Genomic DNA, 23,752 nt, shown 5'->3' on the forward strand with positions numbered 1-23,752 from the left:
TCGGGGGGGGCGGCGGCGGGCGGGACGAGGCCCGTGGTCAGGCGGAGCGTCTCGGTCAGGCGGTCCCGGACCTCGCCGAGGCCGGACGCGCCGCCTCCGGACGCGGGGCGCGGCAGATGGCGGGCGGGGGCCAGGTCCACGTCCTCGTCGAGGAGTTCGATCACGGGCACGACGCGGCTGACCCCCTCGACGTCGGCCCGGTCGCGCCAGGCGTCGAGGACGGCGGAGCGTACGGCGGGCCAGTCGAACCGTTCGCGCCCACCGCCGGCGGTCTTGCCGCCGGCCGCTTTGCCGCCGGGCGGGCGTCCGGGGCTCGCGGACGCGTCCGGGGCCGGTCCGGAGAGGTCGGCGGTGTCGGCCAGGAGGAGGTCGGCGGCGGGCCGCACGCCGGGCTCCGGCTTGCACAGGATCCAGAGGTGGAGCGGAATGCCGTACGGAGGGGCGGCGCCGGCCGGCAGCGCGATGACGGCGCGGAGAGCTCCCCGGCGCAGCAGGCCGGCGCGGATCCGGCGGCCGGAGCGGCGGGAGGCGGCGGCGGGCGGCATGAGGAGGACGGCGGTGCCGCCGTCGCGCAGCCGGGCCAGGACGTGCTGGACCCATGCGAGTTCGGACTCGGTGCGGGCCGGGAGGCCGTACTCCCAGCGGGGGTCGTAGGCCAGTTCGTCGTGCCCCCAGTTGCGTTCGTTGAACGGCGGGTGGCAGAGCACCGTGTCGGCGGCCAGCTCCGGGAAGGCGTCGGCCCGCAGCGTGTCGCCCGTCCGCACGGCCGGCCCGGGGGCGGGGCGCTGCGTTCCGTCGGCGGCGCGGCGCGGCCCTTCGGTGGCCAGGGCGAGTCGCAGGGCGGTGAGCGCGGCAAGCGCGGGGTCGACTTCCTGGGCATATAGGGCGGCGGGCCCGCCGACCGCTCGGAGCAGGGCGCCGGTTCCGGCTGCCGGGTCGAGGACGCTGCGGACGGGCTGCTCCCGGGCCGCCCGGTCCGCGCACTTCGGCGGTTCGGCGAGGTCCACCATCAGCTCGGCGAGCTGGGGCGGGGTCAACGTGTACTGGCGGGGGTTGGCGTCCAGCTGCCGGCCGAGCAGGAACTCGAAGGCCTGACCGGCGCCGATCCCTGCGGCCAGCTCGGCGGCGGCGCGGAGGAGGGGTACGGACGGGAGCAGCTCCTGGGTGGTGGGCGTGTGAACACGTGCCGACTCCGGCGAACCCGCCCCGTGAGCACGTACCGGCTCCGGCGGACTCGCCGTGTGAACACGTGCCGACTCCGGTGAATCCGCCACGTCAGCACCTACCGGCTTGTGCGCACCCGCCGTGTGAACTCCTGCCAGCTCCGGCGCACCCGCCCCGTGTCCGCCGTTGGCCTCAGGGCCGAGCCTCGCCGTGAGTACGTGCTCCATGGCCTGCGGCAGCAGGGCGGCCATCCGCTCGTCCGGAGCCCCTGCGAGCTCCAGCCAGGCGGTGGGCCGGTCGCGGACGAGCAGCAGGGCGCAGCCGACGTGGATCAGCGCCCGGCCGGCGCCCGCGGGATGCCCGGCGACCGCTTGCCAGACGCGCTCACGGAGGGGTACCTCGGCGAGTTTCCCCTGGTCGCGCAGCCACTGCTCGACCTCGGACAGCGCGAAGGACGGGCTGGTGCCGGTCCCGCCGACCGGCTGCGGGAAATCGGCGTACCGACGGCGCCAGTTGCTGACGGCGGCGCGTCCCACGCCCGCGAGTCGGGCGATCCCGGCCGCGGTGACCTCGGTCGCGTTCTCCGGCACTGGCTCTCTCCTCGGTCGGTGCGCGCTGCGTGTCCTGCCCGTCCTGACTGCCCGCCTCGCCGAGCATAGCGACACTCCCGCGCCACACCCACAGGGCCCGTTGCCCGACACATCTCGCGCGAACCGTGTTGACTCGGTTCACAAGCTTTGCTCTTATTGACCCGTCACCACAGGGACATCCCGGCAGGGGTGTTCCTGCAGGAGGCGTTCTTCTTCCGCTGCCCGGCGCGCCTCGCGCCCCTCCTCCCGGAGCCTGACCCATGCGTCTCGTCACCCGTATCTCCGTCAACACCCTCTGCGCGCTGGCCCTGGCCGGTCTCGCCGCCTGCGGCACGGACTCCCCGAAGGAGACCGGACCGTTCGCCGGCCAGTCGGGTCCGGAAGTCGTCAACAAGGCCCTCGACAAGACGAACGGGGTGAAGTCCTTGCGCATAAGCCTCGACATGACCACCCCCGACGGCCGGATCAAGGCCGACTTCGCATCGAGCCTCGGCGGCGACTGCACCGGGACGATGAGCATGGGCGGCGAGGGCCGGATGGCCATCGTGAAGACCGGCGACACGGTCTACACGAAGTTCGACGAGGCCCTGCTGCGAGAGCAGGCGGTGGGCGAGCCGAAGGAGGACGTGGACGCGGCGGTCGAGCTGCTCGCGGGCCGCTGGACGGAGTCGAAGGCGTCCGACCCCGACACCAAGGACTCCATCGAGTTCTGCGACCTGAAGGGGCTCCTGAAGGAGTTCGAGGCGGGCGACAACGCCGCGGAGAAGAAGGGCCCCACGAAGGTCGCGGGCACGCCGGCCCTGCGGCTGACGGAAAAGGAGGGCAAGGAGACGTACACCGTCGACGTCGCCGCCGAGGGCACCCCGTACATCCTGCGCGTCACGTCCCGGGGCGGCGAGGAGCCGATGACGATGAACCTGTCCGACTTCGACGTGCCGGTCGTGGCGGAGAAGCCCGCCGCGAAGGACATCGTCGACCTGGAGCAGTAGGGCTCAGCCCGGGGAGGGGGCGCCCGGGCCGTACGAGGGGGTTCCGCGGCCGAAGTCGACCTCGGACGCGGGCAGGACGCGCACCCGGCGCCCCGGGAAGCGGAGGTTCCGGTAGATCTCGTTGTGGTGCGCGACGGACTCCTCCGGTGCGGCGTACCGGCCGGAGACGGCGGGCCGGACGGACGTGGTGTGCCCGTCCGCGACGAGCACCACGTCGTACCCCCGGCTCAGCGCCTGCCGGGCCGTGGATTCGACGCAGATCTCGGTGGCGAACCCGGTGACGACGACCTCGGTCACGCCGCGGGCGCGCAGGACGGCGTCCAGCTCGGTGCCGAGGAAGCTGTCCGGGGCGGCCTTGGGCACGAGGGTGTCCCCGGCGACGGGGGCCAGTTCGGGCACGATCCGCCACCCGTCGGTCCCCGGCTCCAGCTCCTCGTCCTGCTGCTGCGCGAACACCACCGGGGCCCCGGCCGCCCTGGCCCGCGACTGGAGGCCGGCGACGGCCGCGACGGTGGCGGAGGCGCGGTGCGCGATCGCGACGAGGGCGTTCTGCATGTCGATGACGAGGAGCGCGGGGGTGGGCGGCGCCCCGGAAGCGGGCTTCACCGTCACAGCCGGTGCCGTACCCAGACGTTGGGCTCGACGTAGACCGCGTACCCGTGGGCGAGCGCGCAGTGCACGGGTACGAGCGCTCCCGGCACCTCCACCGGACCGTCCGTGTCGAACGGCAGCCCGGTCCATTCCCGCCACTGCGCGAGCGAACCGCTCACCGTCATCGACACGGTGGCGACCGAGTCCACCGTCCCGCCCGCCCGGACGTGGACCCGCAGCCACGGGTCCTCGGGCAGCCCGTCCTCGGGGCGGGTCAGCCGGGCGTACTGCTCCATCGGCAGGCCCGACTTCAGGTGCTTGCCGCTCGGCCGCACCGGGGCGACGACCTCCCGGAAGCCGAGCCGCCGCGCGTTGTCCCGCATCGCGGCGAGCATCCGGCCCGATATCCCCTTGCCCTGATGGCCGGTGGCCACCGTGATCTCGATCGCGCCGACCGTGTCGGGCGTGCGCCCGCGCCGCAGGTCGGCGAAGGCCCACAGCAGCATCCGGTCCCAGCCGCCGACGGGCAGTTCACCGCGCCCGGGGGCGTCCAGCACGAAGGGCACGCTGTAGGCACGGGCGACCACGGCGCCCTCGGGGTCGGTGGCGACCAGCACGTACTGGGGGAACTCGACGGCGATCCGGGCGAAGTTGGCCCAGCCGACGATGTCCTCCAGCACGAACTCCGGCCAGGTGTCCGGCATTCCGTCCAGGGCGTCGGCCAGCTCCGGGCGCTCGGCGAGGGTGGTGATGATCAGCTCCATACGCGCGACCCTAAGCAGCCGGTAAGGCTCCCACCAGCGAATATCGACGCGCGGCTCCCGTACCCCCGGTGGGAGGGGCGGCCCGGGCTACCCTCTCGCCGCATGACGACGACCCCCACGACCGGACTCCCCCGCCCCCGTACGCATCCGGCCCTGCCGGGCGACGGACCTCGACGTGCTGGAGCGGCACCTGCCCTCGCCCGGCCGGACCCGGCGGCACGCGGACCGGTTCGACCGGCAGGAGCAGGGGCTCACCACCTTCCTGACCGCCTGGGCCGACGACGTACCCGTGGGAACGGCGCAGATCCTGTGGCAGGGCTGCGCGGCCCCGGAGGTACAGGCCCGCTTCCCCGGCTGCCCCGAGCTGAACGGGCTCGGGATCTGGCCGCCGGAGCTGCGCTCCCGGGGCATCGGCACGGCCCTGATCCGAGCGGTGGAGGACCAGGTCCGCGCCGCCGGCCACGCCCTGATCGGTCTGGGCGTGGACGACGACAACCCCCGGGCGGCCGCGCTCTACCTGCGGATCGGCTACCGGGAGACCGGCTGCCGCTACCTGGACCGGTACGCGTACGTCGATGGCGAAGGCATCCGGCACGAGGTCGCGGAACCGGCCCGCTTCCTGGTCAAGGAGCTGGGCGGGGCCTCGCCGGAACCGGAGTGATCCGGCCGGAACCGTGAGGTGTGCATGCCGCGTCCCCACCCGTGACTTTCCACCCCGTGCGCGATCCGAACGCAATCGGCGCGCCACCCGCGCACCACCCGTCGAGGAGCAGAACCATGAGCCAGCCCGGCAGTACACCGACCCGCCCCCGGAGAGGCGCCGGATGCCTGCAGAGCCTGCTCGTGCTCGCGGTGATCCTCGGACTGGGCTACGGAGCGTCCAAGATCTTCGGTGACGAATCCTCGGATGCGAAGTCGTCTTCGTCCTCCTCCTCGTCCTCGTCCGCCTCGGACGGCAAGGGCGGCTCGTGGGAGATCGGCGACTGCGGAGGACCGGACCCGGAGAACAAGCCGGACGGCTACCGGGCCTTCGGCTGCGACGAGTCGGGCGCGACCTTCAAGGCCCTGAAGATCGAGGACGCGAGCTTCCTGCCCAACGCGATCCAGTGCCCGGCCGGAACGGACCTGATCATCCAGGTCTCCCGGGTCTTCGGCTCCGGCGACGGCAAGAAGGGCGGCGGCATCCCGACCAACACGGTCTGCGGCCGCAACCTGACGGGGGACCACCCGGGCGACGCGGGCGCCGGCGGCGGCCAGCTCGTCGAGGGCGACTGCATCTCGGCGACGGCCAAGGAGATCGCCTGCGCCTCGGCCGGGGCGAACGACTTCAAGGTGCTCGGCCTCGTGAAGGAGAAGACCGAGTGCCCGGCGGCGACCACGGAGCCGATGCAGCTGATGATGGCGATGGGCCGCCCGTACGACGTCATCTGCGGCGGCAAGGTCTAGAACCCAGAACCCCCGACCTCTCCCCCGTGCCGCGGTGGCGGCCGCTCAGCCGCCGCACTGGGTGAGCATGGCCTTCTTGTCGGCCGTCGTGACCGGGAGTTCGTACTTCAGCGAGACCTGGGCGAACCGCACCGCGTACGAGCAGCGGATCGGCTTGTACGGCGGCAGCCAGGAGGCGGGGCCGGAGTCCCGCTTGGCGTTGTTGGCCGGGCCGTCCACCGGGATGAGGTTGAGCGGGTCGTTGGCGATCTGCTCGCGCTTGGACTCGTTCCAGCGGGCGGCGCCCATCTGCCAGTCGTAGGACAGCGGCATCACATGGTCGATCTGCACCTTCGTCGCCTGCTGCTTGCGCCAGTCGATGGTGTCGCCGGTGTAGGGGTCCTGGAGCGTCATCGCCATGACGACGCAGTCGGAACCCGCCTTGTGCTCGATGTCCTTGCCGTCGCGGGCGAGCAGGTCGTTGCGGGTATCGCAGCCGTTGCGGGCGAGCGGGATGCCGTCGACGCCGTCCTTCCAGGCGTAGCCGAACTTGTCCCGCTCGTAGCCGGTCCTGGGACCGCGCCCCTTGGTGGCCACCTTCTCGATGAGCTGCCGGGCGGCGGCCCGGTCCGCGTCGGTGGTGAGGGGGGCCAGGCCCGGCTTCGTACCGTCCGGGTTGTCCAGCGGGCTGGCGCCGAAGCCTTCGGCGGACTGTGCGCCGCCGTTGGTCCCGCCGCTCGTGCTGTCGCTCGTGCTGCCGCCGTCGGCGGAGAGGTCGTCGGGGTCGCAGCCCGCCAAGGCGAGCACGACGAGGGCGCCGATGGCGGGCAGGGCCACCGCTCGGTGCGTACGGCGGCGGTGCGTACGGGGAGCTATCACGTGAAGCCGTCCTGACGGGGAGAAAGCCGAACGCGGAGAATCCTATGGTCGTCTTCCCCGCCGAGGCCGCTTCCATGACTGCGCTTCAGCACACAGTCCGCCTGAACGCGGGTCACATCTTCCCGATACCGAGAGTGTTCTCGGACGGCAGCAGCCCCGAGCCGATGACCTCCAGCCACGGCTCCCCCAGCAGTTCCGCCAGCCGCACGCGCCCCGTCTCCCCCAGCGCCCGCCACGGCGCGGCGGCCTCCTCGTCGGTGCGCAGCTCCACTTTCGCGCGCAGCTCGCGTCCCGTGTCCGTGGCCGTGCCGTCCGCCGCGAGCAGTCCGCGCTCCTGGAGCCGCCGCCGGGCCGCGCCCCACTCCGCCGCGACCCACCCCCGGCTCGCGAACACCTCAGTGGGGGCCGCGCCGACCGCCGCGAAGGAGACCAGCGACTCGACCGGGTCGAGTCCGGCCGCGACCAGGGCGGCGAGGTGCCCGTCGCCCCGGTGCTCGCGCAGGACGGTCGCCGCCTGCCAGAGCACGAGGTGCGGGGCGTCGGGCCAGGGCAGGGCGGAGTTGGCGGCCCCGAGGCCACCGGGAACCCCCGGGCCCGCCGCCTCCGCCGCGCGGCGGGCCAGCGCGGCCGCCTCCGCGAACTCCGGACCCTCCACCCGGCCTCCGAACAGGACCCGGTAGGCCCGGTCGACGGAACGCAAGCGGGCAGCGAGGACGGCGTCCGGGGCGGCGGTCGCCCAGACGTCCGGAACGTACCCGTCAACCATCGCCGGGGCGAAGCTGTGGAACGTCCGCACCACCTCCCGCGCGCCGGCCGCCGCTCCCAGCGGGGCCGCGCGCCAGGCGAAGTAGCTCGTCCAGCGCTCGGTGGTGTCGTACCCCAGCGCGGCGGCCTCCTCGAAGGCTTCGGGGGCGTAGTACAGGACGGCGTGCAGGGGCTCCAGGAGGTGCCACATCTGCCGCACACGGGCCGGCTCTCCGGTCATGAACTCCACCCTTCCGGACGGGAATCGCCGATCTAGCCACTGACTAGATCGAGCCTCCACCATGACTCGCGTCGCTCGAACTTGTCAATGCCTAGATGTCGGGTAGGCTGCCGCCCATGAGCAGCGAGCGCGAGCGCACCTACCACCACGGCGACCTGCGGCGCGCCATCCTGGCCGCCGCCCTCGACGCCATCGCCGCCGAAGGCCCCGCCGCTCTGAGCCTGCGGGACCTGGCCCGCCGGGCCGGCGTCTCGCACGCCGCGCCCGCGCACCACTTCAAGGACCGCACGGGCCTGCTGACGGCCGTGGCCGCCGAGGGGTACGCCCTGTTCGCCGACGCGCTGGCCGGGGCGCCGGACCTGCGGGAGCGGGGCGTGGCGTACGTACGGTTCGCGGCGACGCACCCCGCGCACTTCCAGGTGATGTTCCAGCCGGACCTGCACCGCCCCGACGACCCGGACCTGCTGGCCGCCCGCGCCCGGGCGACCGAGGCGTTGCGCGCGGGCGTGGCGGACCTCCCGCCGGGCGGCCGGGGCGCGGACGACCGGCTGGCGGGGGTGGCCGCGTGGTCGCTGGCCCACGGCTTCGCGACGCTGCTGCTCAGCGGCAACCTGGCGGACGCGATGGAGGGCCGGGATCCGGAGGAGGCGTTCCGGTCGCTCACCTCGTTGGTCTTCACGTCGGAAAACACGGCGACGGGTGACGGTGGCAGCCCCTAGGCTGCCGCGCATGGGCGTTTCCTGAGCGACGAACGAGGTCCCCGCAGCGGGACCGGAAGCAGCCCGGTGTCGACCGCCGGGCCCCGTTCGCCTGCCTGCACACCCCACGCCACTCAGGAGACCCGGCCATGCCGCACGCACACCCTCGCCCTGCCCGTACGCCCCTGCCCGCCGACGCCCTGCCCCTGGACCGCCGCATCGAACGGCTGCGCACGACGGCCGAGGCAGACCCCCGCGTGGAGGGCGTCCTGCTCTACGGCTCCTGGACGCTCGGCGAGGCCGACGCCCACTCGGACCTGGACGCCTGCCTGTACGTACGGGAGGAGGACGCCGGCGCCTTCGACGGACGGGAGTTCGTGGAGCGGCTGGCCCCGCTGAAGCTGGCGTACACCAACATGTACGGCATCCTCGCCGTGGTCTTCGACGACCTGATGCGCGGCGAGTTCCACGTGGAGCCGGCCGGCCCCGGCATCGCGGAGATCGCCACCTGGCGCGGCCAGGTCCACTTCCCCCGCCCCGAGGCGGCCGTACTCCTGGACCGCACGGGCCGCCTGACCGCCGCCGCCCGCGAACTGGCCGCCTTCGACCCGCCGGAGCCGGTGGCCACCGCCCAGCAGCTCACGGACGAACTGGCCAACTGGACCCTGATGCTGGCCCACGTCCGGGCCCGGGGCGAGCACGCCCGCGCCCACAACCTGCTGCACGCGGTGATCGCCCCGCTCCAGCTCAAGCTCTGCCGCCTGCTGCGCGGCTCGACCACCCACTGGCTCACCCCGAGCCGCGCCCTGGAGACGGACCTGCCGGGCGCGGACGTCGAGCGGTACGCCACGATCACCGGGCCCCTGACCCCGGAGGCCCTCCGCACGGCGGCCGCGAACAGCTGGGAGTGGAGCCGGGAGCTGGCGGCCGGGGCGGCAGACCGGTGGGGGACGCGGCTGCCGCTGGGGCTGCACGAGGAGATCGCGGGGGCGCTGTCCCCGGCCGAGTGACCTCGGCCGGTCGAGCACGGCCCGGTCGGCAAGACCGCCCACCGGCGTTCGCGCGGCACCCGCCCCTACGACCCCAGGATCGTCGTCAGGAACTCCCCCGTCCACGCCAGCAGTTCGCGGCCGATGACCGGCTTGCCGCCGATCTTGCCCGTCGTCGGGCGCGGGACCAGGATCTGGTGGGCGGCCGGCTTGATGACCGTCTTGGGGTGCAGGCGCTTCAGGCGCAGCTCCTGGGACTCGCGCAGCTCCACCGGGGCGAAGCGGATGTTGGAGCCCTGGAGGACGATCTCGCCCACTCCGCAGGCGCGGGCCAGCATGCGCAGGCCGGCGACCAGGAGGAGGTTCTCCACCGGTTCGGGCAACGGGCCGTAGCGGTCGGTCAGTTCCTCGCGGACCGCGCGGATGTCGTCCTCCGAGGACGCCGAGGCGATCGCGCGGTACGCCTGGAGGCGCAGGCGCTCGCCGGGGGCGTAGTCGTGCGGGACGTGCGCGTCGACCGGGAGCTCGATCTTGACCTCCAGCGGGGGCTCCTCCTGCTCGCCGCCCTCCATCTGGGCCCGGTAGTCGGCGACCGCCTCGCCGACCATGCGGACGTACAGGTCGAAGCCGACGCCCGCGATGTGGCCGGACTGCTCGCCGCCGAGCAGGTTGCCCGCGCCGCGGATCTCCAGGTCCTTCATCGCCACGTACATGCCCGCGCCCATCTCCGTGTGCTGGGCGATCGTCGCCAGGCGTTCGTGAGCCGTCTCGGTGAGGGGCTTCTCCGGCGGGTAGAGGAAGTAGGCGTAGCCGCGGTCGCGGCCTCGGCCCACCCGGCCGCGCAGCTGGTGGAGCTGGGAGAGGCCGAAGTTGTCGCCGCGCTCCACGATCAGGGTGTTGGCGTTGGAGATGTCGATGCCGGACTCGACGATCGTCGTGGAGACCAGGACGTCGAACTTCTTCTCCCAGAAGTCCACCACCACCTGTTCCAAAGCCTGTTCGGACATCTGGCCGTGTGCTGTCGCGATGCGCGCCTCGGGGACGATCTCGCGCAGGCGGGCGGCCGCCCGGTCGATGGACTCGACCCGGTTGTGGATGTAGAAGACCTGGCCCTCACGCAGCAGTTCACGGCGGATCGCCGCGCCGATCTGCTTCTCCTCGTACGGGCCGACGAAGGTGAGCACCGGGTGGCGCTCCTCCGGCGGGGTGGTGATCGTGGACATCTCGCGGATGCCCGTCACCGCCATTTCGAGCGTACGAGGGATGGGGGTCGCGGACATGGTCAGGACGTCCACGTTGGCGCGGAGCTTCTTCAGCTGCTCCTTGTGCTCGACGCCGAACCGCTGCTCCTCGTCCACGATGACCAGGCCGAGGTCCTTGAACTTCGTCTCGGAGGAGAACAGGCGGTGGGTGCCGATGACCAGGTCGACCGCGCCGTCCTTCAGGCCCTCCAGGGTTGCCTTGGATTCCGATTCCGACTGGAAGCGGCTCAACGCCCGTACATTGACCGGGAATTGGGAGTAGCGCTCGGTGAACGTGCCGTAGTGCTGCTGCACGAGGAGCGTCGTGGGGACCAGGACCGCCACCTGCTTGCCGTCCTGCACCGCCTTGAACGCCGCCCGGACCGCGATCTCCGTCTTGCCGTAGCCGACGTCCCCACAGATCAGCCGGTCCATCGGGACCGTCTTCTCCATGTCCTCCTTGACCTCGGCGATCGTGGACAGCTGGTCGGGCGTCTCCGCGTACGGGAACGCGTCCTCCAGCTCCCGCTGCCACGGGGTGTCCGCGCCGAAGGCGTGGCCGGGGGCCGCCATGCGCGCGCTGTACAGCTTGATCAGATCGGCGGCGATCTCCTTGACCGCCTTCTTCGCCCGCTGCTTCGTCTTCGTCCAGTCCGCGCCGCCCAGTCGGTGCAGCGTCGGGGCCTCGCCGCCCACGTACTTGGTGACCTGCTCCAGCTGGTCGGTCGGGATGTAGAGGCGGTCGCCGGGCTGGCCGCGCTTGGCCGGGGCGTACTCGACGAGCAGATACTCCCGGGTCGCACCCTGCACCGTGCGCTGCACCATCTCCACGTACCGGCCGACACCGTGCTGCTCGTGGACGATGTAGTCGCCGACCTCCAGCGTCAGCGGGTCGATCGTCTTCCTGCGGCGGGCCGGCATCCGGCCCAGGTCCTTGGTGGCCGTGCGCTGGCCGGTCAGGTCGGTCTCGGTGAGCACCGCGAGCTTCAGCGCCGGGTCGACGAAGCCCTGTTCGATCGCCCCGCAGGAGACGTGGACGAGGGAGGGAGCGATCTCGGTGAGGTCCGCTTCCAGGCGGGCCGCGATGCCCTCGCCGCCCAGCACCTCGACCGTACGGGAGGCGAGTCCCTGGCCCTCCGTGACGTACACCGTGCGCCAGCCGTCGGCCAGCCAGCCCTTGGTGTCGGCGAGCGCGCGGGCGGTGTCGCCCCGGTACGCCTCCGGGGCGTGCATCGAGAGCTGGAGGGTGTCGTCGTCGTGGTCGGCGGCGTCGGCCGCGAACGGGGAGATCGACCACCACATCATGTTCAGCTCACGGGCCCGGTCCCGGACGTCCGCGATGCCCCACAGCGAGGCCGCGCCCACGTCGATCGGGGCCTCGCCGCCGCCCGCGCTCGCCGCCCACGACGCCTGGAGGAACTCCTGACTGGTGGCGACCAGGTCGGCCGCCCGGGTCCGCACCCGCTCCGGGTCGCAGACGATCGCCATCGCGTCCTTCGGCAGGACGTCGAGCAGCAGCTCCATGTCGTCGACCAGGACCGGGGCCAGCGACTCCATGCCCTCGACCGCGATGCCCTCCGCGATCTTGCCGAGCAGCTCGCCCAGCTCCGGGTGGGCCTCGGCGAGGGCCGCCGCCCGCTCCCGCACCTCGTCGGTCAGCAGCAGCTCGCGGCAGGGCGGGGCCCACAGCCCGTGCGCGGCGACCTCCAGGGACCGCTGGTCGGCGATCTTGAAGTAGCGGATCTCCTCGACCTCGTCGCCCCAGAACTCCACCCGAAGGGGGTGCTCCTCGGTCGGCGGGAAGACGTCCAGGATCCCGCCCCGTACGGCGAACTCACCGCGCTTCTCGACCAGTTCGACCCGTGAGTACGCGGCGGCCGCCAGCGCGTCCACCACCTCCCCCAGGTCCGCGCTCTGCCCGCCCGCCAGCGCCACCGGCTCCAGCTCGCCGAGCCCCTTGACCTGCGGCTGGAGCACGGAACGGATCGGGGCGACGACGACCGAGACCGGGCCCGTCCCCGGGTCGTCCTCGCGGGGGTGCGCCAGGCGGCGCAGCACGGCGAGGCGGCGGCCCACGGTGTCCGAGCGGGGCGAGAGGCGCTCGTGCGGCAACGTCTCCCAGGACGGGTACTCCGCGATCGTGTCCGGCGGCAGCAGCGTACGCAGGGCCGCGGCCAGGTCCTCGGCCTCCCGGCCCGTCGCGGTGACGGCCAGCACGGTCCGGCCGGTCTGCCGGGCCAGCGCGGCCACGGCGAACGGGCGCGCGCCGGGCGGGCCCACCAGGTCGACATGGGCCCGGTGCCCGTCTCCGGCGGCCTTCACCGCCTCGGCGAGCGCCGGGTCCGTAACGACGACATCCAGCAGACCGTGCAGGCTCATGAAGTTTCCGTCCGGGATCAGATCAGCGGTGGCTCAGGACGTTGCCGACAGCCGGCTGCTGCCCGGGCAACGCGAAGGGCCCGACACGTGGGACGCGCCGGGGGTTCCAGGTTACGACCCGGGGGTGACAGCCGCGCCCGCAACCGGCCGAGAGGCCCGGGCCACCCGGGGCGAGAGGCCCCGGGTGGCCCGGGGCGAGAGGCCCCGGCCCGAACGGGCCCAGAGGCCTTGGCCGCCCGTCGTGCCGGCCCCGCCGCTCGTCGACGGTCGCGCACCGTTCATCTCCGTATCGCACACAGTTGTGCCGGGGCCCCTCACAGGAGTGGGCCCAGCGTCTAGTCTTTGCCCGACCGTTACACGGACTCGGACGGCGGAGCGAGCAGCGGCCGTGCGGGCGGGCGGCGCGGGGTGATCCCCCTCGGTGCACGGCCCCGCGGCAGGAGGCATCGGGGGCGTACGTGGGCGAGAACGAGATGTCTGTCTTCGGGATCCCGGAGGCCGAGGAAGAGATCTACCGGCACTTCCTGCGCAACCCCGGAACCCGCGCCGACGACCTCCGCATCCTGCCGCACTCCCGGCCCGGCGAGGCCCGCGCCCGGATCGCCCGGCTCCAGGAGCTGGGGCTGCTGCACGCCGAGGACGCGGAGCGGCGGATCTTCCCCGTCGACCCCGAGTCGGCGCTCACCCGGCTGATGGACGTACGGCTGGCGGCGCTCCACCGGGAGCTGCGTCGCGTCACCCGATCGCGGCACGTCATTGATGGTCTACGCGCGGAGCTGGGTGATGCGGGGAGCGGTGCGGGAACGGCCGCCCCGCGCCCCTCCGGCATCGAGCGGCGGGTGCTCGTGTCGATGTGCACGGTGGGCAAGGACGAGGCGGGTGCGCGGGAGCTGGGGGTGTCGGTGCGGACCTACCGGCGGCATGTCGCCGATCTGATCCAGACGCTCGGCGCGGCCAGCCGGGCCCAGGCCGCGTTACTGGCCCGCGAGCGCGGCTGGATCTGAGACCCGGGCGAGGCAGCGGACGCGGCCGGATCCGGGGCCCGGGGCCGTCGAAAACCGTGAGCGGAGCGGAACAGGCTCGAACCGTGAGCGAGAACGGGCTCGGCCCAGGCGGGGAACGGGGAACGGGCTCGGGGCCGGGACGTTTGGAGGAACGTCCGGGGGCCTGCCGGTCATCCTACGGTGACGCCCTCGGGCTCACCCCTGCCGGGCGGGTGCGTGCTCACCCGTCCGTCGCGATGGCGTTCAGGACGTTCATCCGGCCCGCCCGGAAGGCCGGGACGAGAGCGGCGAACAGTCCGACGAGGGCGGAGCAGGCGAAGACCGTGAGGATCGTCGGCCACGGGATCTCCAGGACCTCAAGGCCCTCCAGCGCCAGCAGCTTCTGGGCCGCGGTGCCCCAGCCCATCCCGAGTCCGAGTCCGAGCAGCGCCCCGAAGAGGGCGATGACGACGGACTCCAGCCGGATCATGCGGCGCAGCTGACGGCGGGAGAGCCCGATGGCGCGCATCAGGCCGATCTCGCGGGTCCGTTCGACGACGGACAGGGCGAGGGTGTTCACCACTCCGAGGACCGCGACGATGATCGCCAGGGCGAGCAGGCCGTACACGATGTTCAGCAGCTGGCCGATCTGGTCCTTCAGCTGCTCCTTGAAGTCGGCCTGGTTCTGCACCTTGTAGACCGGGTACTCGGAGATGGCGCTCTTGAGGGCCGCGTACGCCTCCTTCTCCTTGCCCTCCTCGGCCTTGGCGAACATGACCACGTTCTGCGGCATCCGGTCGGCCGGGACGTAGGACGCCGCCGTCGTGAGGTTGGTGTACATCGCGCCGCGGTCGATGTTGGTGTCGTCGGAGGTGATGGCCGCGACCTTGAGCTTCGCACTCTCGCCGGCCTTGAAGGCGACGGTGATCGTGTCGCCGACCTTGATCCCGTGCCGCTCGGCGTACTCGTCGCCGACGGACATGGCGTTCTTGCCGTACGCCTTCGCGAGGTCACCGGAGATGACCGTACGGCGGACGTCCTGCTGGTACGTCGGGTCGGCGGCGGTGATCCCCTCGTCCTCCGTCTTGCCGTTCGGCGCGGTGATCTTCGCCTTGACGAAGGTGTAGTCGGTCATGTGCTCCAGCCCGGGGACGGCGCGCACGGCGTCGGCGGCCTGGGGCACGATCGGGCGGCCGGTGCTGCTGTCCTGGACGATGAAGTCCGCGCCGACCGACTTGTCGAGCTCCTCGGTGGCCGAGGCCACCATGGAGGACCCGACGACGGACAGGCAGGCCACCAGGGCGAGCCCGATCATCAGGGCCGCGCCGGTCGCCCCCGTACGCCGGGGGTTGCGCAGGGCGTTGCGCTCGGCCAGCCGGCCGACCGGGCCGAACAGCCGCAGGACGACGACGCTCAGTCCGCGCACCACGACACCGGCCAGGAGCGGGCCGATCACGATGAAGCCGATGAGGGTCAGCAGCACGCCGAGGGCGAGGAACATGGAGCCCTCGGTGGCCTTGTCGGCCTGGGTCGTCGCCCACAGGGCCGCACCGCCCGCGGCCGTCAGGAACAGGCCGATACCGGCCCTGACCCAGCCGGAGCGGCCGTCGGCGGGGGTGCCGGCGTCGCGCAGCGCGGCCATCGGGGAGACCTTGCCGGCCCGGCGGGCCGGGATGTACGCGGCGAGGACGGTGACGACGACACCGAGCACGAGGCCGAGCGTCGGGGTGGTCCAGGCGACGGTGAGGTCGTCGGTGGACAGCTCCATGCCCACGGCGCTCATCAGCTTCATCAGCCCGACGGCGAGGCCGACGCCGGCCGCGACACCGAGCACGGAGCCGACGATGCCGAGGAGGACGGCCTCCAGGAGCACGGACCGGTTGACCTGCTTGCGGCTGGAGCCGATGGCCCGCATCAGGCCGATCTCGCGGGTGCGCTGGGCGACCAGCATCGAGAAGGTGTTGACGATGAGGAAGATGCCGACGAGGAAGGCGATTCCGGCGAAGCCGAGCATCGCGTACTTCATGACGTCCAGGAAGGCGCCCATGTCGTCCTTGTTGGCGTCGGCGGCCTCCTGCTGGGTCTGGAGCTTGTACGCGGTCGAGCCGTCGAGTGCGGCAGCCACGTTCTTCTTGAGCTGGGCGTCGCTGACGCCGCTCTCGGCGGTCACCAGGATCTGGGTGAAGACGCCGGGGGCGCCCAGCAACTGCTTCTGGGCGGTGGCGGTGTCGAGGTAGACGATGGCCGCGCCCGGGTTGGTGACGGTGAAGGCCGCGATGCCGCTGATCTTCGCCTTGAGGTCACCGGTGGCGGCGATGGTGCGCAGCTCGTCGCCGATCTTGAGCTTGTGCTTCTTCGCGGTGTCGGCGTCGACCATCACCTCGGTGGGACCGCGGGGTGCGTGCCCGGAGGTGATCTCCATCGAACGCAGGTCGTTCCTGGTCCAGTTGCTCGCGATGGTGGGGGCGCCGGTCTCGGAGCCCATGTTCTTGTTCTCGCTGTTGACGACGGTGACCGCCATGGAGAAGGCGGCGCCCTCGGCCCGCTCCACCCCGTCGGCCTTCTCGACCTGCTGGACCACGGAGGCGGGCAGCGAGACGGGCTTGCCGTTGTCGGGCTGCTCGTCGTTCCCGTCCGCGTCCTTCGGGCTGACGGTGACGTCGGGCGAGGAGACGGTGAAGAGCTTGTCGAAGGTGGTGTTCATCGTGTCGGTGAACACGAGCGTGCCGCAGACGAACGCCACGGACAGCAGCACCGCAACGGCGGAGAGGGCCATCCGGCCCTTGTGCGCGAGGAAGTTGCGCACCGAGGTCTTCCAGACGGTCATGACGTCCGCCCGCGGGCGTCGAAGTGCTTCATGCGGTCGAGGACCTGCTCCGCGGTCGGGTTCTGCATCTCGTCGACGATGGAACCGTCGGCGAGATACAGCACCCGGTCCGCGTAGGACGCGGCGACGGGGTCGTGGGTGACCATGACGATGGTCTGGCCCAGCTCGTCGACCGACTTGCGGAGGAAGGACAGGACTTCGGCGCCGGCGCGGGAGTCCAGGTTTCCGGTGGGCTCGTCACCGAAGATGATCTCCGGCCGGGCGGCGAGCGCGCGGGCGACGGCGACGCGCTGCTGCTGACCGCCGGAGAGCTGGGTGGGGCGGTGCTTGAGACGATCGGCGAGCCCGACCGTCTCCACGACCTGCTGGAGCCAGGCGGCGTCGGGCTTGCGGCCCGCGATGTCCATCGGGAGCGTGATGTTCTCGATCGCGTTGAGCGTCGGGAGCAGGTTGAACGCCTGGAAGATGAACCCGATCCGGTCGCGCCGGAGTTGGGTGAGCTTCTTGTCCTTGAGCTTGGTGATCTCGGTCTCGTCGAGGAAGATCTCGCCCGACGTCACCGTGTCGAGCCCGGCCAGGCAGTGCATCAGGGTCGACTTGCCGGAGCCGGACGGGCCCATGATCGCCGTGAACTGCCCGCGGGCGATGTCCACGTCGACATGGTCGAGCGCGACGACCCGGGTCTCCCCGGTGCCGTACGCCTTGACGACCTGCCGCGCTCGCGCCGCGACGGCCGTACGCCCTCCAGTGCCCCCGTGCCTGGGAATGGTCACAGCCGTTGTCACGGTTTTTCTCCTATGTCAGTTGATGACTGGACGTCGCTGAGTACGTTCCGATTCTGTGTTCCGGACCGTCCCCGGCGCGATGGTGCTCAGCGCAGTCTTCGGGTGGGGTTTTCCCCACCCGCCCCCCTGCGGTGAGCCGTAGCGGCGACGTAAGAAGAGGTTAAGGAGAGGGCCCCCGCCACCACGTCCTCCGCCGGGAGGAACGGGCCCTGGCCACTATGAGGGGGCGCCCCCTAGGGGAATGCGCCCCTCGGGCGGAGACGGGTCAGGGGCTCCCCCTCGGCACCCCTGGATGAGACAGTGCCACGGGAGATACGTGCATAGGGAAGGAACCCGGTGAGCGGTACAGACGGCAGGAGCGACGCGAACACGGGCGGCGGCAAGGCCGCGGCGGCGCCGCCCGCCGTCACCACCCCCCGGGGCCGCCGCCCCGTCGTGGCGGCGCTCATGCTCGGCATGGCGCTGGCCGCCATCGACGGCACGATCGTGTCCACCGCCGTGCCCCAGATCGTCGGCGACCTCGGCGGGTTCACCGTCTTCTCCTGGCTCTTCTCCGGCTATCTGCTGGCCGTCACCGTCACCCTCCCCCTGTACGGGAAGCTCTCCGACACCTTCGGCCGCAAGCCGGTCCTGATCGCCGGGATCATCCTGTTCCTGGTCGGCTCGGTCCTCTGCGCTGCCGCCTGGAACATGGCCGCGCTCATCGCCTTCCGTATCGTCCAGGGCCTGGGCGGCGGCGCGCTCCAGGGCACGGTCCAGACCATCGCCGCCGACCTCTACCCGCTCAGGGAACGCCCGCGCATCCAGGCGAAGTTGTCGACGGTCTGGGCGACCTCGGCGGTGGCCGGGCCGGTGGTCGGCGGGCTGCTCGCCGGGTACGCGGACTGGCGGTGGATCTTCCTCATCAACCTCCCGGTCGGGGCGATCGCCCTCTGGCTGGTCGTCCGCCACCTCCACGAGCCCTCCCGCCCCCGGCCGACGACCCGGCCCAAGGTCGACTGGGCGGGCGCGCTCGCCGTCTTCGCGACCGGCACCCTGCTGCTCACGGCTCTCGTGCAGGGCGGCGTCGCCTGGCCCTGGCTCTCCGCGCCCTCGCTCGGCCTGTTCGGGGCGAGCGCGGTGCTGGCCGCGCTCACGGTCGTCATCGAGCGACGGGCGGCGGAGCCGATCATCCCGGGCTGGGTGTGGCGGCGGCGCACCATCGCCTCGGTCAACCTGGCGCTCGGCGCGATGGGGCTGCTGATGGTCGCGCCGACCGTCTTCCTGCCCACGTACGCCCAGTCGGTGCTGGGTCTCGGCCCGATAGCCGCCGGGTTCGTGCTCTCGGTGATGACGCTGAGCTGGCCGGTGTCGGCGGCCCTGTCCGACCGGGTCTACAACCGCATCGGCTTCCGGCTCACCGCGATCGTCGGCATGAGCGCCGCCCTGCTGATCCTGCTGGCCTTCCCCTTCCTCCCCTACCCCGGCGAACCCTGGCACCCCGCTCTCCTGATGCTCCTGCTCGGCGCGGCCCTCGGCCTGTTCCAGCTCCCGCTCATCGTGGGCGTGCAGTCGACGGTCGGCTGGGCGGAGCGCGGTACGACGACGGCGTCGGTCCTCTTCTGCCGCCAGGTCGGCCAGAGCGTCGGCGCGGCGCTCTTCGGGGCCGTCGCCAACGGGGTCATGGCCGCCCGCCTCCTGGACGCCCCGGTGACGGGCCTCCCTGACGACCTGGACGCGGTGGCCCGCACCCTGGAGGACCCGGGCGCGCTCTCCGCGGCGGCGACGGACTACCTGCGCCGGGCGGTCGACGCGGCGGTGGACTACGTCTACATCGGGGCGGCCGGAGCCGCGGCCCTGGCCCTGCTCGCCCTGATCACCCTCGCCCCGCGCCGCTTCCCGGTCATCGCGGAGACCCCGGCCGCCACCGCCGAGACCACAGGGCCGACAGGACCCACGGATCCCACCGAGCCCACCGAGCCCACCGAGCCCACCGAGCCCACCGAGCCCACCGAGCCCACGTACGGAACGGCCCCGGGCCGATGAGGCAACGGGTCTCGGACGGCCTTGCCGTCACGCAGACGCTTGAGCGCGTTCTCGGCCGACGGTTCCGGAAGCGCCGATCACCTGTCGGACATGAGGCACAGCCTGCGGCGCAGCTGTTTCCACCTGGGCCGGCACCAGCTACTTTTTTCCGACCTTCCATGCTCGCGCCCGCTCCCCGCCGTTCTCCGGGCGGATGCGCTCGGCCAGGCAGTGCCGGTGGGAGACGATGGTGTGGCTTCCCGGGCCATCGTGACTCCGCGAGTCCAGGACGAGGGCGTCTCCGCCTGGGCCCAACGTGATCGGATCTCCGCAGAAGTCACACCTCCAGGTCAGTGACTCCAGGTCGGCCGGCCGGATGCTGAGCCGCACCGATACCGGGGGATTCCAGCGACAAATCCGCTCGATCACCGCGTCGACCCGTGAACCCACGGGAGGGAAGAGCGCGAGCAGTTCGTCATGGGGCAGCGTGGGCCGGGAGAACTGCTGGATCATGTCGATGGAGGCCGAAAGGCCGAGGTTCTCGTAGCCGATGATCTCAACGATCACGCCCCATGGCTGATGCCTGAGGATCCTGGCCTGAACCTTCTGGCCCGGCATCAGCGCCAGGCTCTCCGTCTCGAACCGTTCCATGAACCGCTCCCCCGTCCTCTCGGCCGAACGGACCACGCCGCCCGGCAAAGCGCCATCGTAGGGAACCGGCAGACACCTCACCTTGATAGGCAAGCCGAAACTTGCCTATGGTGGAGCCATGGCGGACGATGTCTTCAAGGCCCTGGCCGACCCCACGCGACGGCTCATCCTCGACGAGCTGGTGGAACGGAACGGCCAGACGCTGTTCGAGATATGCGGACGTCTGGTGACCAAGCACGGCCTCGGGCTGTCCCGGCAGGCGGTCAGCCAGCACCTGGCCGTCCTGGAGACGGCGGGCCTGGTCATCACGCGCCGCGAGGGCCGCTACAAGTTCCACGACCTGAACACCGAACCCCTTGAGCACATCGCCGGCCGATGGCTCGGGCAGAAAGCACCGGAGAGCACCCCATGAGGATCCATGTGACCAGCGTCTTCGTCCACGACCAGGATGAGGCCCTGCGCTTCTACACGGAGGTACTGGGCTTCGAGAAGAAGCACGACGTGCCGCTCGGCGGCGAGAACCGCTGGCTGACCGTGGTCTCCCCGGAGGACCCCGACGGCACCGAGCTGCTCCTGGAGCCCGACAAGCACCCCGCCGTGAAGCCGTACACGACGGCCCTGGTGGAGGACGGCATCCCGGCCGCCTCCTTCGCCGTGGACGACGTCCACGCGGAGTTCGACCGGCTCAGCAAGCTCGGTGTCCGCTTCATCCAGGAGCCGCTGGACATGGGCCCCGTCGCCACCGCCGTCCTGGACGACACCTGCGGCAACCTGATCCAGATCATGCACACCTCCTGACCCTGACCCTGACCCCGGCGCTACCCCTGCCCCTGCCCCGGGCACCGCGCCCGGGGGCGGCAGGCGAGGCCGCCGCCACCGGCTGGACCGGGCACCTCCTCACCGGCAGGTCATCACCGCTCAGGCGCCCGGCCCCGCATCGGCGGGCGGGTCGGCCGTCACCTCCGCCCACACGGTCTTCCCGATCGGGTTCCGGGGCTCCCAACCCCTCCGTGCCGCCAGGCACTCCACCAGGAACAGGCCACGTCCCGACTCCTGGTCGTCCGGCGGCAGCACCGGGTTCTCGGGGGTCCGGCCGAGCAGTGCGGCCTAGCCTCGGAAGGTGACAGCGCCTTACCTTGCAGCCCGTAAGGAACGGAAGTGTCGCCGTGGCCAAAGCAATTGACCCGCAGGCCTCCATGGCCGCCCTCTTCGGATCGCGCCTGCGCAAGCTCCGCATCGCGGCCGGACTGACCCAGGCCGAAGTGGGCGTTCTCGCGCACGTGGTGAGCAGCCGCATCGCCCAACTGGAGCGCGCGACCGGTGCGAAGCCCACGCTGGAGCTGACCCGGGTCCTGGACAAGGCGCTGGTGGCGGACGAGTTACTGATCGACCTCTGGCCGTTCGTGCACCGGGAGGCGTTCCCGGACCGGTCGCAGGCGTTCATCGCGTACTCCGCCCGCGCGGCGGCGATCCGCGAGTACGCCTCGCATGCCGTGCCCGGCCTGCTGCAGACCGCGGAGTACGCGCGGGCGCTGCTGAGCGTGGGCCACACACTGCGGGACTCCCCGCCGCCGCCTGGAGCGCGTTCGTCGAAGCGCTCGCCGTCCGCTGACGCACTCCGCGTCGCCTCCTGCGTGAATCGGCACCCTCCGCATTTACTGGTGTCACCACGCGCTTACCGGTGCCATTCCGGATGTACCGGTGCCGCAACGCCGACCGATATGATCCGGCAAGGCTTTTCAGATTGACCGAAAAGAAATCCTCTGCGCGGCTCATTGCCGCTTCGCCGCTCCCGCGCAGAGGCTGACGGCGGGCGTAACGCATATGCCCCGACCATTCCCCGGGGGCCTGTTCCAGCCCGCCGCCCATCGGTGTGGCGCACCGCCTCGCGGATACCACAACGCCTATGGCCCGCTGGCCACTTCTCGACAAAATCACTCTGCCTACGGACTATGCCGCCGACCGGATCATCCGTCGCACAAGCATGTCTACGATGTGGTCAACCCCTGACAGGAAAGGCTGCTTCCGCTTCCTCCCGCATGCCAAGGCGATCTGCGCCTTCTCGGAGCGGCCGGCACACCTTTCGCTTACCTTCTGCTCGGTAGAACTGAGGGACCGCATCCATGCCAAAACCCGTACCAGCCAGTCCGCGGCGGAGGCCGATGAACCCGCCCAAGGCGGCGATGGCGCCGCTTGTGGCCGTGCTGTCCGTGACCGCCGTCGCCGGGGCCGCGGCCGTGGTCCTGGCACCGTCCGAGGCGCGCGGCTGGGCGGTGGCGGTGGTGCTCACCGCCTGGGTGGTCCTGGCCGTCGCGCTCGCCGTCGCCCACACCGTCACCCGGCGGACCCGGCGCGCGGCCTCGGCCCAGGCCGCGGAGGCCGAACGGCTGGGCGCCTCGCTGGCCGCGCTCGAAGCGGACACCGCCCACACCGCCGACGTGGCGCTGCCCGCGCTCCTCCAGTTGGTACGGGGCGGAGCGAAGGCCGCCGACGCCCTCGGCCAGATCCCGTTGCCGCGCAGTCCGCGCCAGCGCAAGCTGCTGCACGCCCTCGCGGTCACGGTGGAAGGGCAGGAGCAGCAGTCCGCCGCGCTGCGGACCGAGAGCACGCGGGTCCACGACGCGATGGGAACGCAGAACGCCCGGCTCCGCGAGGAACTGCACGCGCTGACCTCCGAGGTCGAACGCTTCACCCGCGAGACGCTGCCGAGCGTGGCCGCCCGGCTCCGTGAGGGCGAGTCGGGTGCTGCGGTGCAGGCCGAGGTCTACCTGCCGGAACAGCCGGTGCTGCGCGCCTCCGTCGAGGCGGTGCTCCGCGAGCTGGCGCTCAGCGAGCGCCGCGCCCTCGCCGCGCAGACCGCGTCCGCCAAGGCGCTCAGCCGCGTCCAGGCGAAGTCCGTCAGCATGCTCGCCGATCTGCGCGGCATGCAGGAACGTCACGGCGAAGAAGTGTTCGGCGACCTGCTGAAGCTGGACCACAGCACCTCGCAGCTCGGCCTGATGACGGACCGCCTCGCGCTGCTGATGGGCGGCCGGCCCAGCCGTGCCTGGAACAGGCCGATCGTCATGGAGAGCATCCTGCGGGGCGCGGTCGGCCGGATCGCCGCCTACCAGCGCGTACGGCTGCACTGCTCGTCGAACGTCGCCATCTCCGGGTTCGCCGCCGAAGGCGTCATGCACCTGCTCGCCGAACTCATGGACAACGCCGCCAACTTCTCGCCGCCCATCGACGAAGTGCACGTGTACGTCGAGGAGCGCGGCACCGGCATCGTCGTCACCATCGAGGACAGCGGCCTGAAGATGGCCGACGCGGCGATGCGCCGGGCCGCCGACTCCGTCGCCGGGCGGCTGACCGACCTCGCGGCCCTCCAGGGCACCCGCCTCGGCCTCGCCGTGGTGGGGCGGCTCGCGCTCAAGCACCGGATCAGCGTCAACTACCGGCCGTCCTCGCGCGGTGGCACCGGCGTGGTCGTCCTGCTGCCGAGGCATCTGATCGCCCAGGAGTCCCGCGAGAGCCATGCGGTCGTCCCGAGCCTCCGGGAAGCCGCCGCCGCAGCCGCGCCGCAGCCCGCGCCCGCCGCGCCTTCACTCGGGCCCGCAGCACCGTCGCCGGTGTCCCAGCCCGAGCCCGGGCCCGGGACTGCTGCGCCGTCGCCCGCACCCGCAGCACCGTCGCCCGTACACGAGCCCGCCGCACCGCCGCCGGTGTCCGCGCCCGCACCCGCAGCACCGTCGCCCGTACACGAGTGGCCCCCCCCCCCCCCCCCCCCAACAGGGGCAGTTAAAAAAAAACCGGCCCCCCCGGCCCG

At 72.1% G+C, this 23,752-nt stretch carries 19 protein-coding genes and 2 pseudogenes; 11 read left to right on the forward strand and 10 right to left on the reverse strand.

Going from position 1 to position 23,752, the window contains the following annotated elements; all coding sequences use genetic code 11:
• On the reverse strand, positions 1-1,754 hold a 1,754-nt coding region (locus JS521_RS19740), incomplete at its 3' end, for an N-6 DNA methylase (RefSeq protein WP_205084301.1).
• A 260-nt stretch (positions 1,755-2,014) separates the two neighbouring features.
• On the opposite strand from JS521_RS19740, the gene JS521_RS19745 reads away from it, so the two are divergent.
• Positions 2,015-2,743 carry a hypothetical protein gene (locus JS521_RS19745; protein WP_205084302.1) on the forward strand — a complete coding sequence of 243 codons (729 nt, stop codon included), beginning with the start codon at positions 2,015-2,017 and terminating at the stop codon, positions 2,741-2,743.
• 3 nt (positions 2,744-2,746) lie between these two features.
• Here the strand turns inward: JS521_RS19745 and JS521_RS19750 are convergent, their stop codons facing one another.
• Together JS521_RS19750 and JS521_RS19755 are read right to left on the reverse strand one after the other, a co-directional pair.
• Positions 2,747-3,355 (reverse strand): cysteine hydrolase family protein, encoded by a 609-nt coding sequence (locus JS521_RS19750; protein ID WP_205084303.1) that lies wholly within the window; start codon positions 3,353-3,355, stop codon positions 2,747-2,749.
• Positions 3,352-4,098, reverse strand: a complete 747-nt coding sequence (locus tag JS521_RS19755; protein ID WP_205084304.1) for a GNAT family N-acetyltransferase — start codon at positions 4,096-4,098, stop codon at positions 3,352-3,354. The genes JS521_RS19750 and JS521_RS19755 overlap by 4 nt, the downstream gene beginning before the upstream one ends.
• A gap of 175 nt (positions 4,099-4,273) precedes the next feature.
• Between JS521_RS19755 and JS521_RS19760 the strand changes: the two genes are divergently transcribed.
• Positions 4,274-4,759: a GNAT family N-acetyltransferase gene (locus JS521_RS19760; protein ID WP_205084305.1), complete on the forward strand. Its 486-nt coding sequence runs from the start codon at positions 4,274-4,276 to the stop codon at positions 4,757-4,759.
• Between the two features lie 116 nt (positions 4,760-4,875).
• A complete protein-coding gene (locus tag JS521_RS19765) occupies positions 4,876-5,544 on the forward strand; it encodes a hypothetical protein (RefSeq protein WP_205084306.1) in 669 nt (222 codons plus the stop codon).
• A 45-nt stretch (positions 5,545-5,589) separates the two neighbouring features.
• Here JS521_RS19765 and JS521_RS19770 read toward each other — a convergent pair whose 3' ends face one another.
• Together JS521_RS19770 and JS521_RS19775 are read right to left on the reverse strand one after the other, a co-directional pair.
• The gene (locus JS521_RS19770) at positions 5,590-6,402 is read right to left on the reverse strand and encodes an HNH endonuclease family protein (protein ID WP_205084307.1); all 813 of its coding nucleotides are present in this window, start codon (positions 6,400-6,402) and stop codon (positions 5,590-5,592) included.
• A gap of 112 nt (positions 6,403-6,514) precedes the next feature.
• Positions 6,515-7,387, reverse strand: a complete 873-nt coding sequence (locus tag JS521_RS19775; protein ID WP_205084308.1) for an SCO6745 family protein — start codon at positions 7,385-7,387, stop codon at positions 6,515-6,517.
• Between the two features lie 116 nt (positions 7,388-7,503).
• On the opposite strand from JS521_RS19775, the gene JS521_RS19780 reads away from it, so the two are divergent.
• The gene (locus JS521_RS19780) at positions 7,504-8,106 is read left to right on the forward strand and encodes a TetR/AcrR family transcriptional regulator (RefSeq protein WP_205084309.1); all 603 of its coding nucleotides are present in this window, start codon (positions 7,504-7,506) and stop codon (positions 8,104-8,106) included.
• Between the two features lie 128 nt (positions 8,107-8,234).
• On the forward strand, positions 8,235-9,095 hold the full coding sequence (locus JS521_RS19785) for a nucleotidyltransferase domain-containing protein (RefSeq protein ID WP_205084310.1): 861 nt from the start codon (positions 8,235-8,237) through the stop codon (positions 9,093-9,095).
• A 65-nt stretch (positions 9,096-9,160) separates the two neighbouring features.
• On the opposite strand, the gene mfd is transcribed toward JS521_RS19785, so the two are convergent.
• A complete protein-coding gene (gene mfd / locus JS521_RS19790; RefSeq protein ID WP_205084311.1) occupies positions 9,161-12,694 on the reverse strand; it encodes a transcription-repair coupling factor in 3,534 nt (1,177 codons plus the stop codon).
• 458 nt (positions 12,695-13,152) lie between these two features.
• Between mfd and JS521_RS19795 the strand changes: the two genes are divergently transcribed.
• Positions 13,153-13,698, forward strand: a complete 546-nt coding sequence (locus tag JS521_RS19795; protein ID WP_205084312.1) for a helix-turn-helix transcriptional regulator — start codon at positions 13,153-13,155, stop codon at positions 13,696-13,698.
• Between the two features lie 220 nt (positions 13,699-13,918).
• On the opposite strand, the gene JS521_RS19800 is transcribed toward JS521_RS19795, so the two are convergent.
• Together JS521_RS19800 and JS521_RS19805 are read right to left on the reverse strand one after the other, a co-directional pair.
• Complete coding sequence (locus tag JS521_RS19800; protein WP_205084313.1) at positions 13,919-16,504, reverse strand: ABC transporter permease; 2,586 nt, start codon at positions 16,502-16,504, stop codon at positions 13,919-13,921.
• Positions 16,501-17,289, reverse strand: a complete 789-nt coding sequence (locus JS521_RS19805) for an ABC transporter ATP-binding protein (RefSeq protein WP_205084314.1) — start codon at positions 17,287-17,289, stop codon at positions 16,501-16,503. The genes JS521_RS19800 and JS521_RS19805 overlap by 4 nt, the downstream gene beginning before the upstream one ends.
• 336 nt (positions 17,290-17,625) lie before the next feature.
• Here JS521_RS19805 and JS521_RS19810 point away from each other — a divergent pair, with 336 nt between their 5' ends.
• Complete coding sequence (locus JS521_RS19810) at positions 17,626-19,314, forward strand: MFS transporter (protein ID WP_504740017.1); 1,689 nt, start codon at positions 17,626-17,628, stop codon at positions 19,312-19,314.
• Between the two features lie 138 nt (positions 19,315-19,452).
• Here JS521_RS19810 and JS521_RS19815 read toward each other — a convergent pair whose 3' ends face one another.
• Positions 19,453-19,944, reverse strand: coding sequence for a hypothetical protein (locus JS521_RS19815; RefSeq protein ID WP_205084315.1), 492 nt, complete (start codon positions 19,942-19,944; stop codon positions 19,453-19,455).
• A 118-nt stretch (positions 19,945-20,062) separates the two neighbouring features.
• On the opposite strand from JS521_RS19815, the gene JS521_RS19820 reads away from it, so the two are divergent.
• The gene (locus JS521_RS19820; protein WP_205084316.1) at positions 20,063-20,356 is read left to right on the forward strand and encodes an ArsR/SmtB family transcription factor; all 294 of its coding nucleotides are present in this window, start codon (positions 20,063-20,065) and stop codon (positions 20,354-20,356) included.
• Positions 20,353-20,742, forward strand: coding sequence for a VOC family protein (locus JS521_RS19825; protein ID WP_205084317.1), 390 nt, complete (start codon positions 20,353-20,355; stop codon positions 20,740-20,742). The genes JS521_RS19820 and JS521_RS19825 overlap by 4 nt, the downstream gene beginning before the upstream one ends.
• Positions 20,743-20,862: 120 nt before the next feature.
• Here JS521_RS19825 and JS521_RS36750 read toward each other — a convergent pair.
• A pseudogene (locus tag JS521_RS36750) lies at positions 20,863-21,048 on the reverse strand (ATP-binding protein); the annotation flags it as partial.
• A 92-nt stretch (positions 21,049-21,140) separates the two neighbouring features.
• Here JS521_RS36750 and JS521_RS19830 point away from each other — a divergent pair.
• Positions 21,141-21,509 (forward strand): annotated as a pseudogene (locus JS521_RS19830) (helix-turn-helix transcriptional regulator); the annotation flags it as partial.
• Between the two features lie 597 nt (positions 21,510-22,106).
• Positions 22,107-23,752 (forward strand): ATP-binding protein (locus JS521_RS19835; RefSeq protein ID WP_239487536.1); only part of this gene is annotated, 1,646 nt, incomplete at its 3' end.

Origin of the sequence: Streptomyces durocortorensis (assembly GCF_016901035.1) — a bacterium.
GTDB lineage: Bacteria > Actinomycetota > Actinomycetes > Streptomycetales > Streptomycetaceae > Streptomyces > Streptomyces durocortorensis.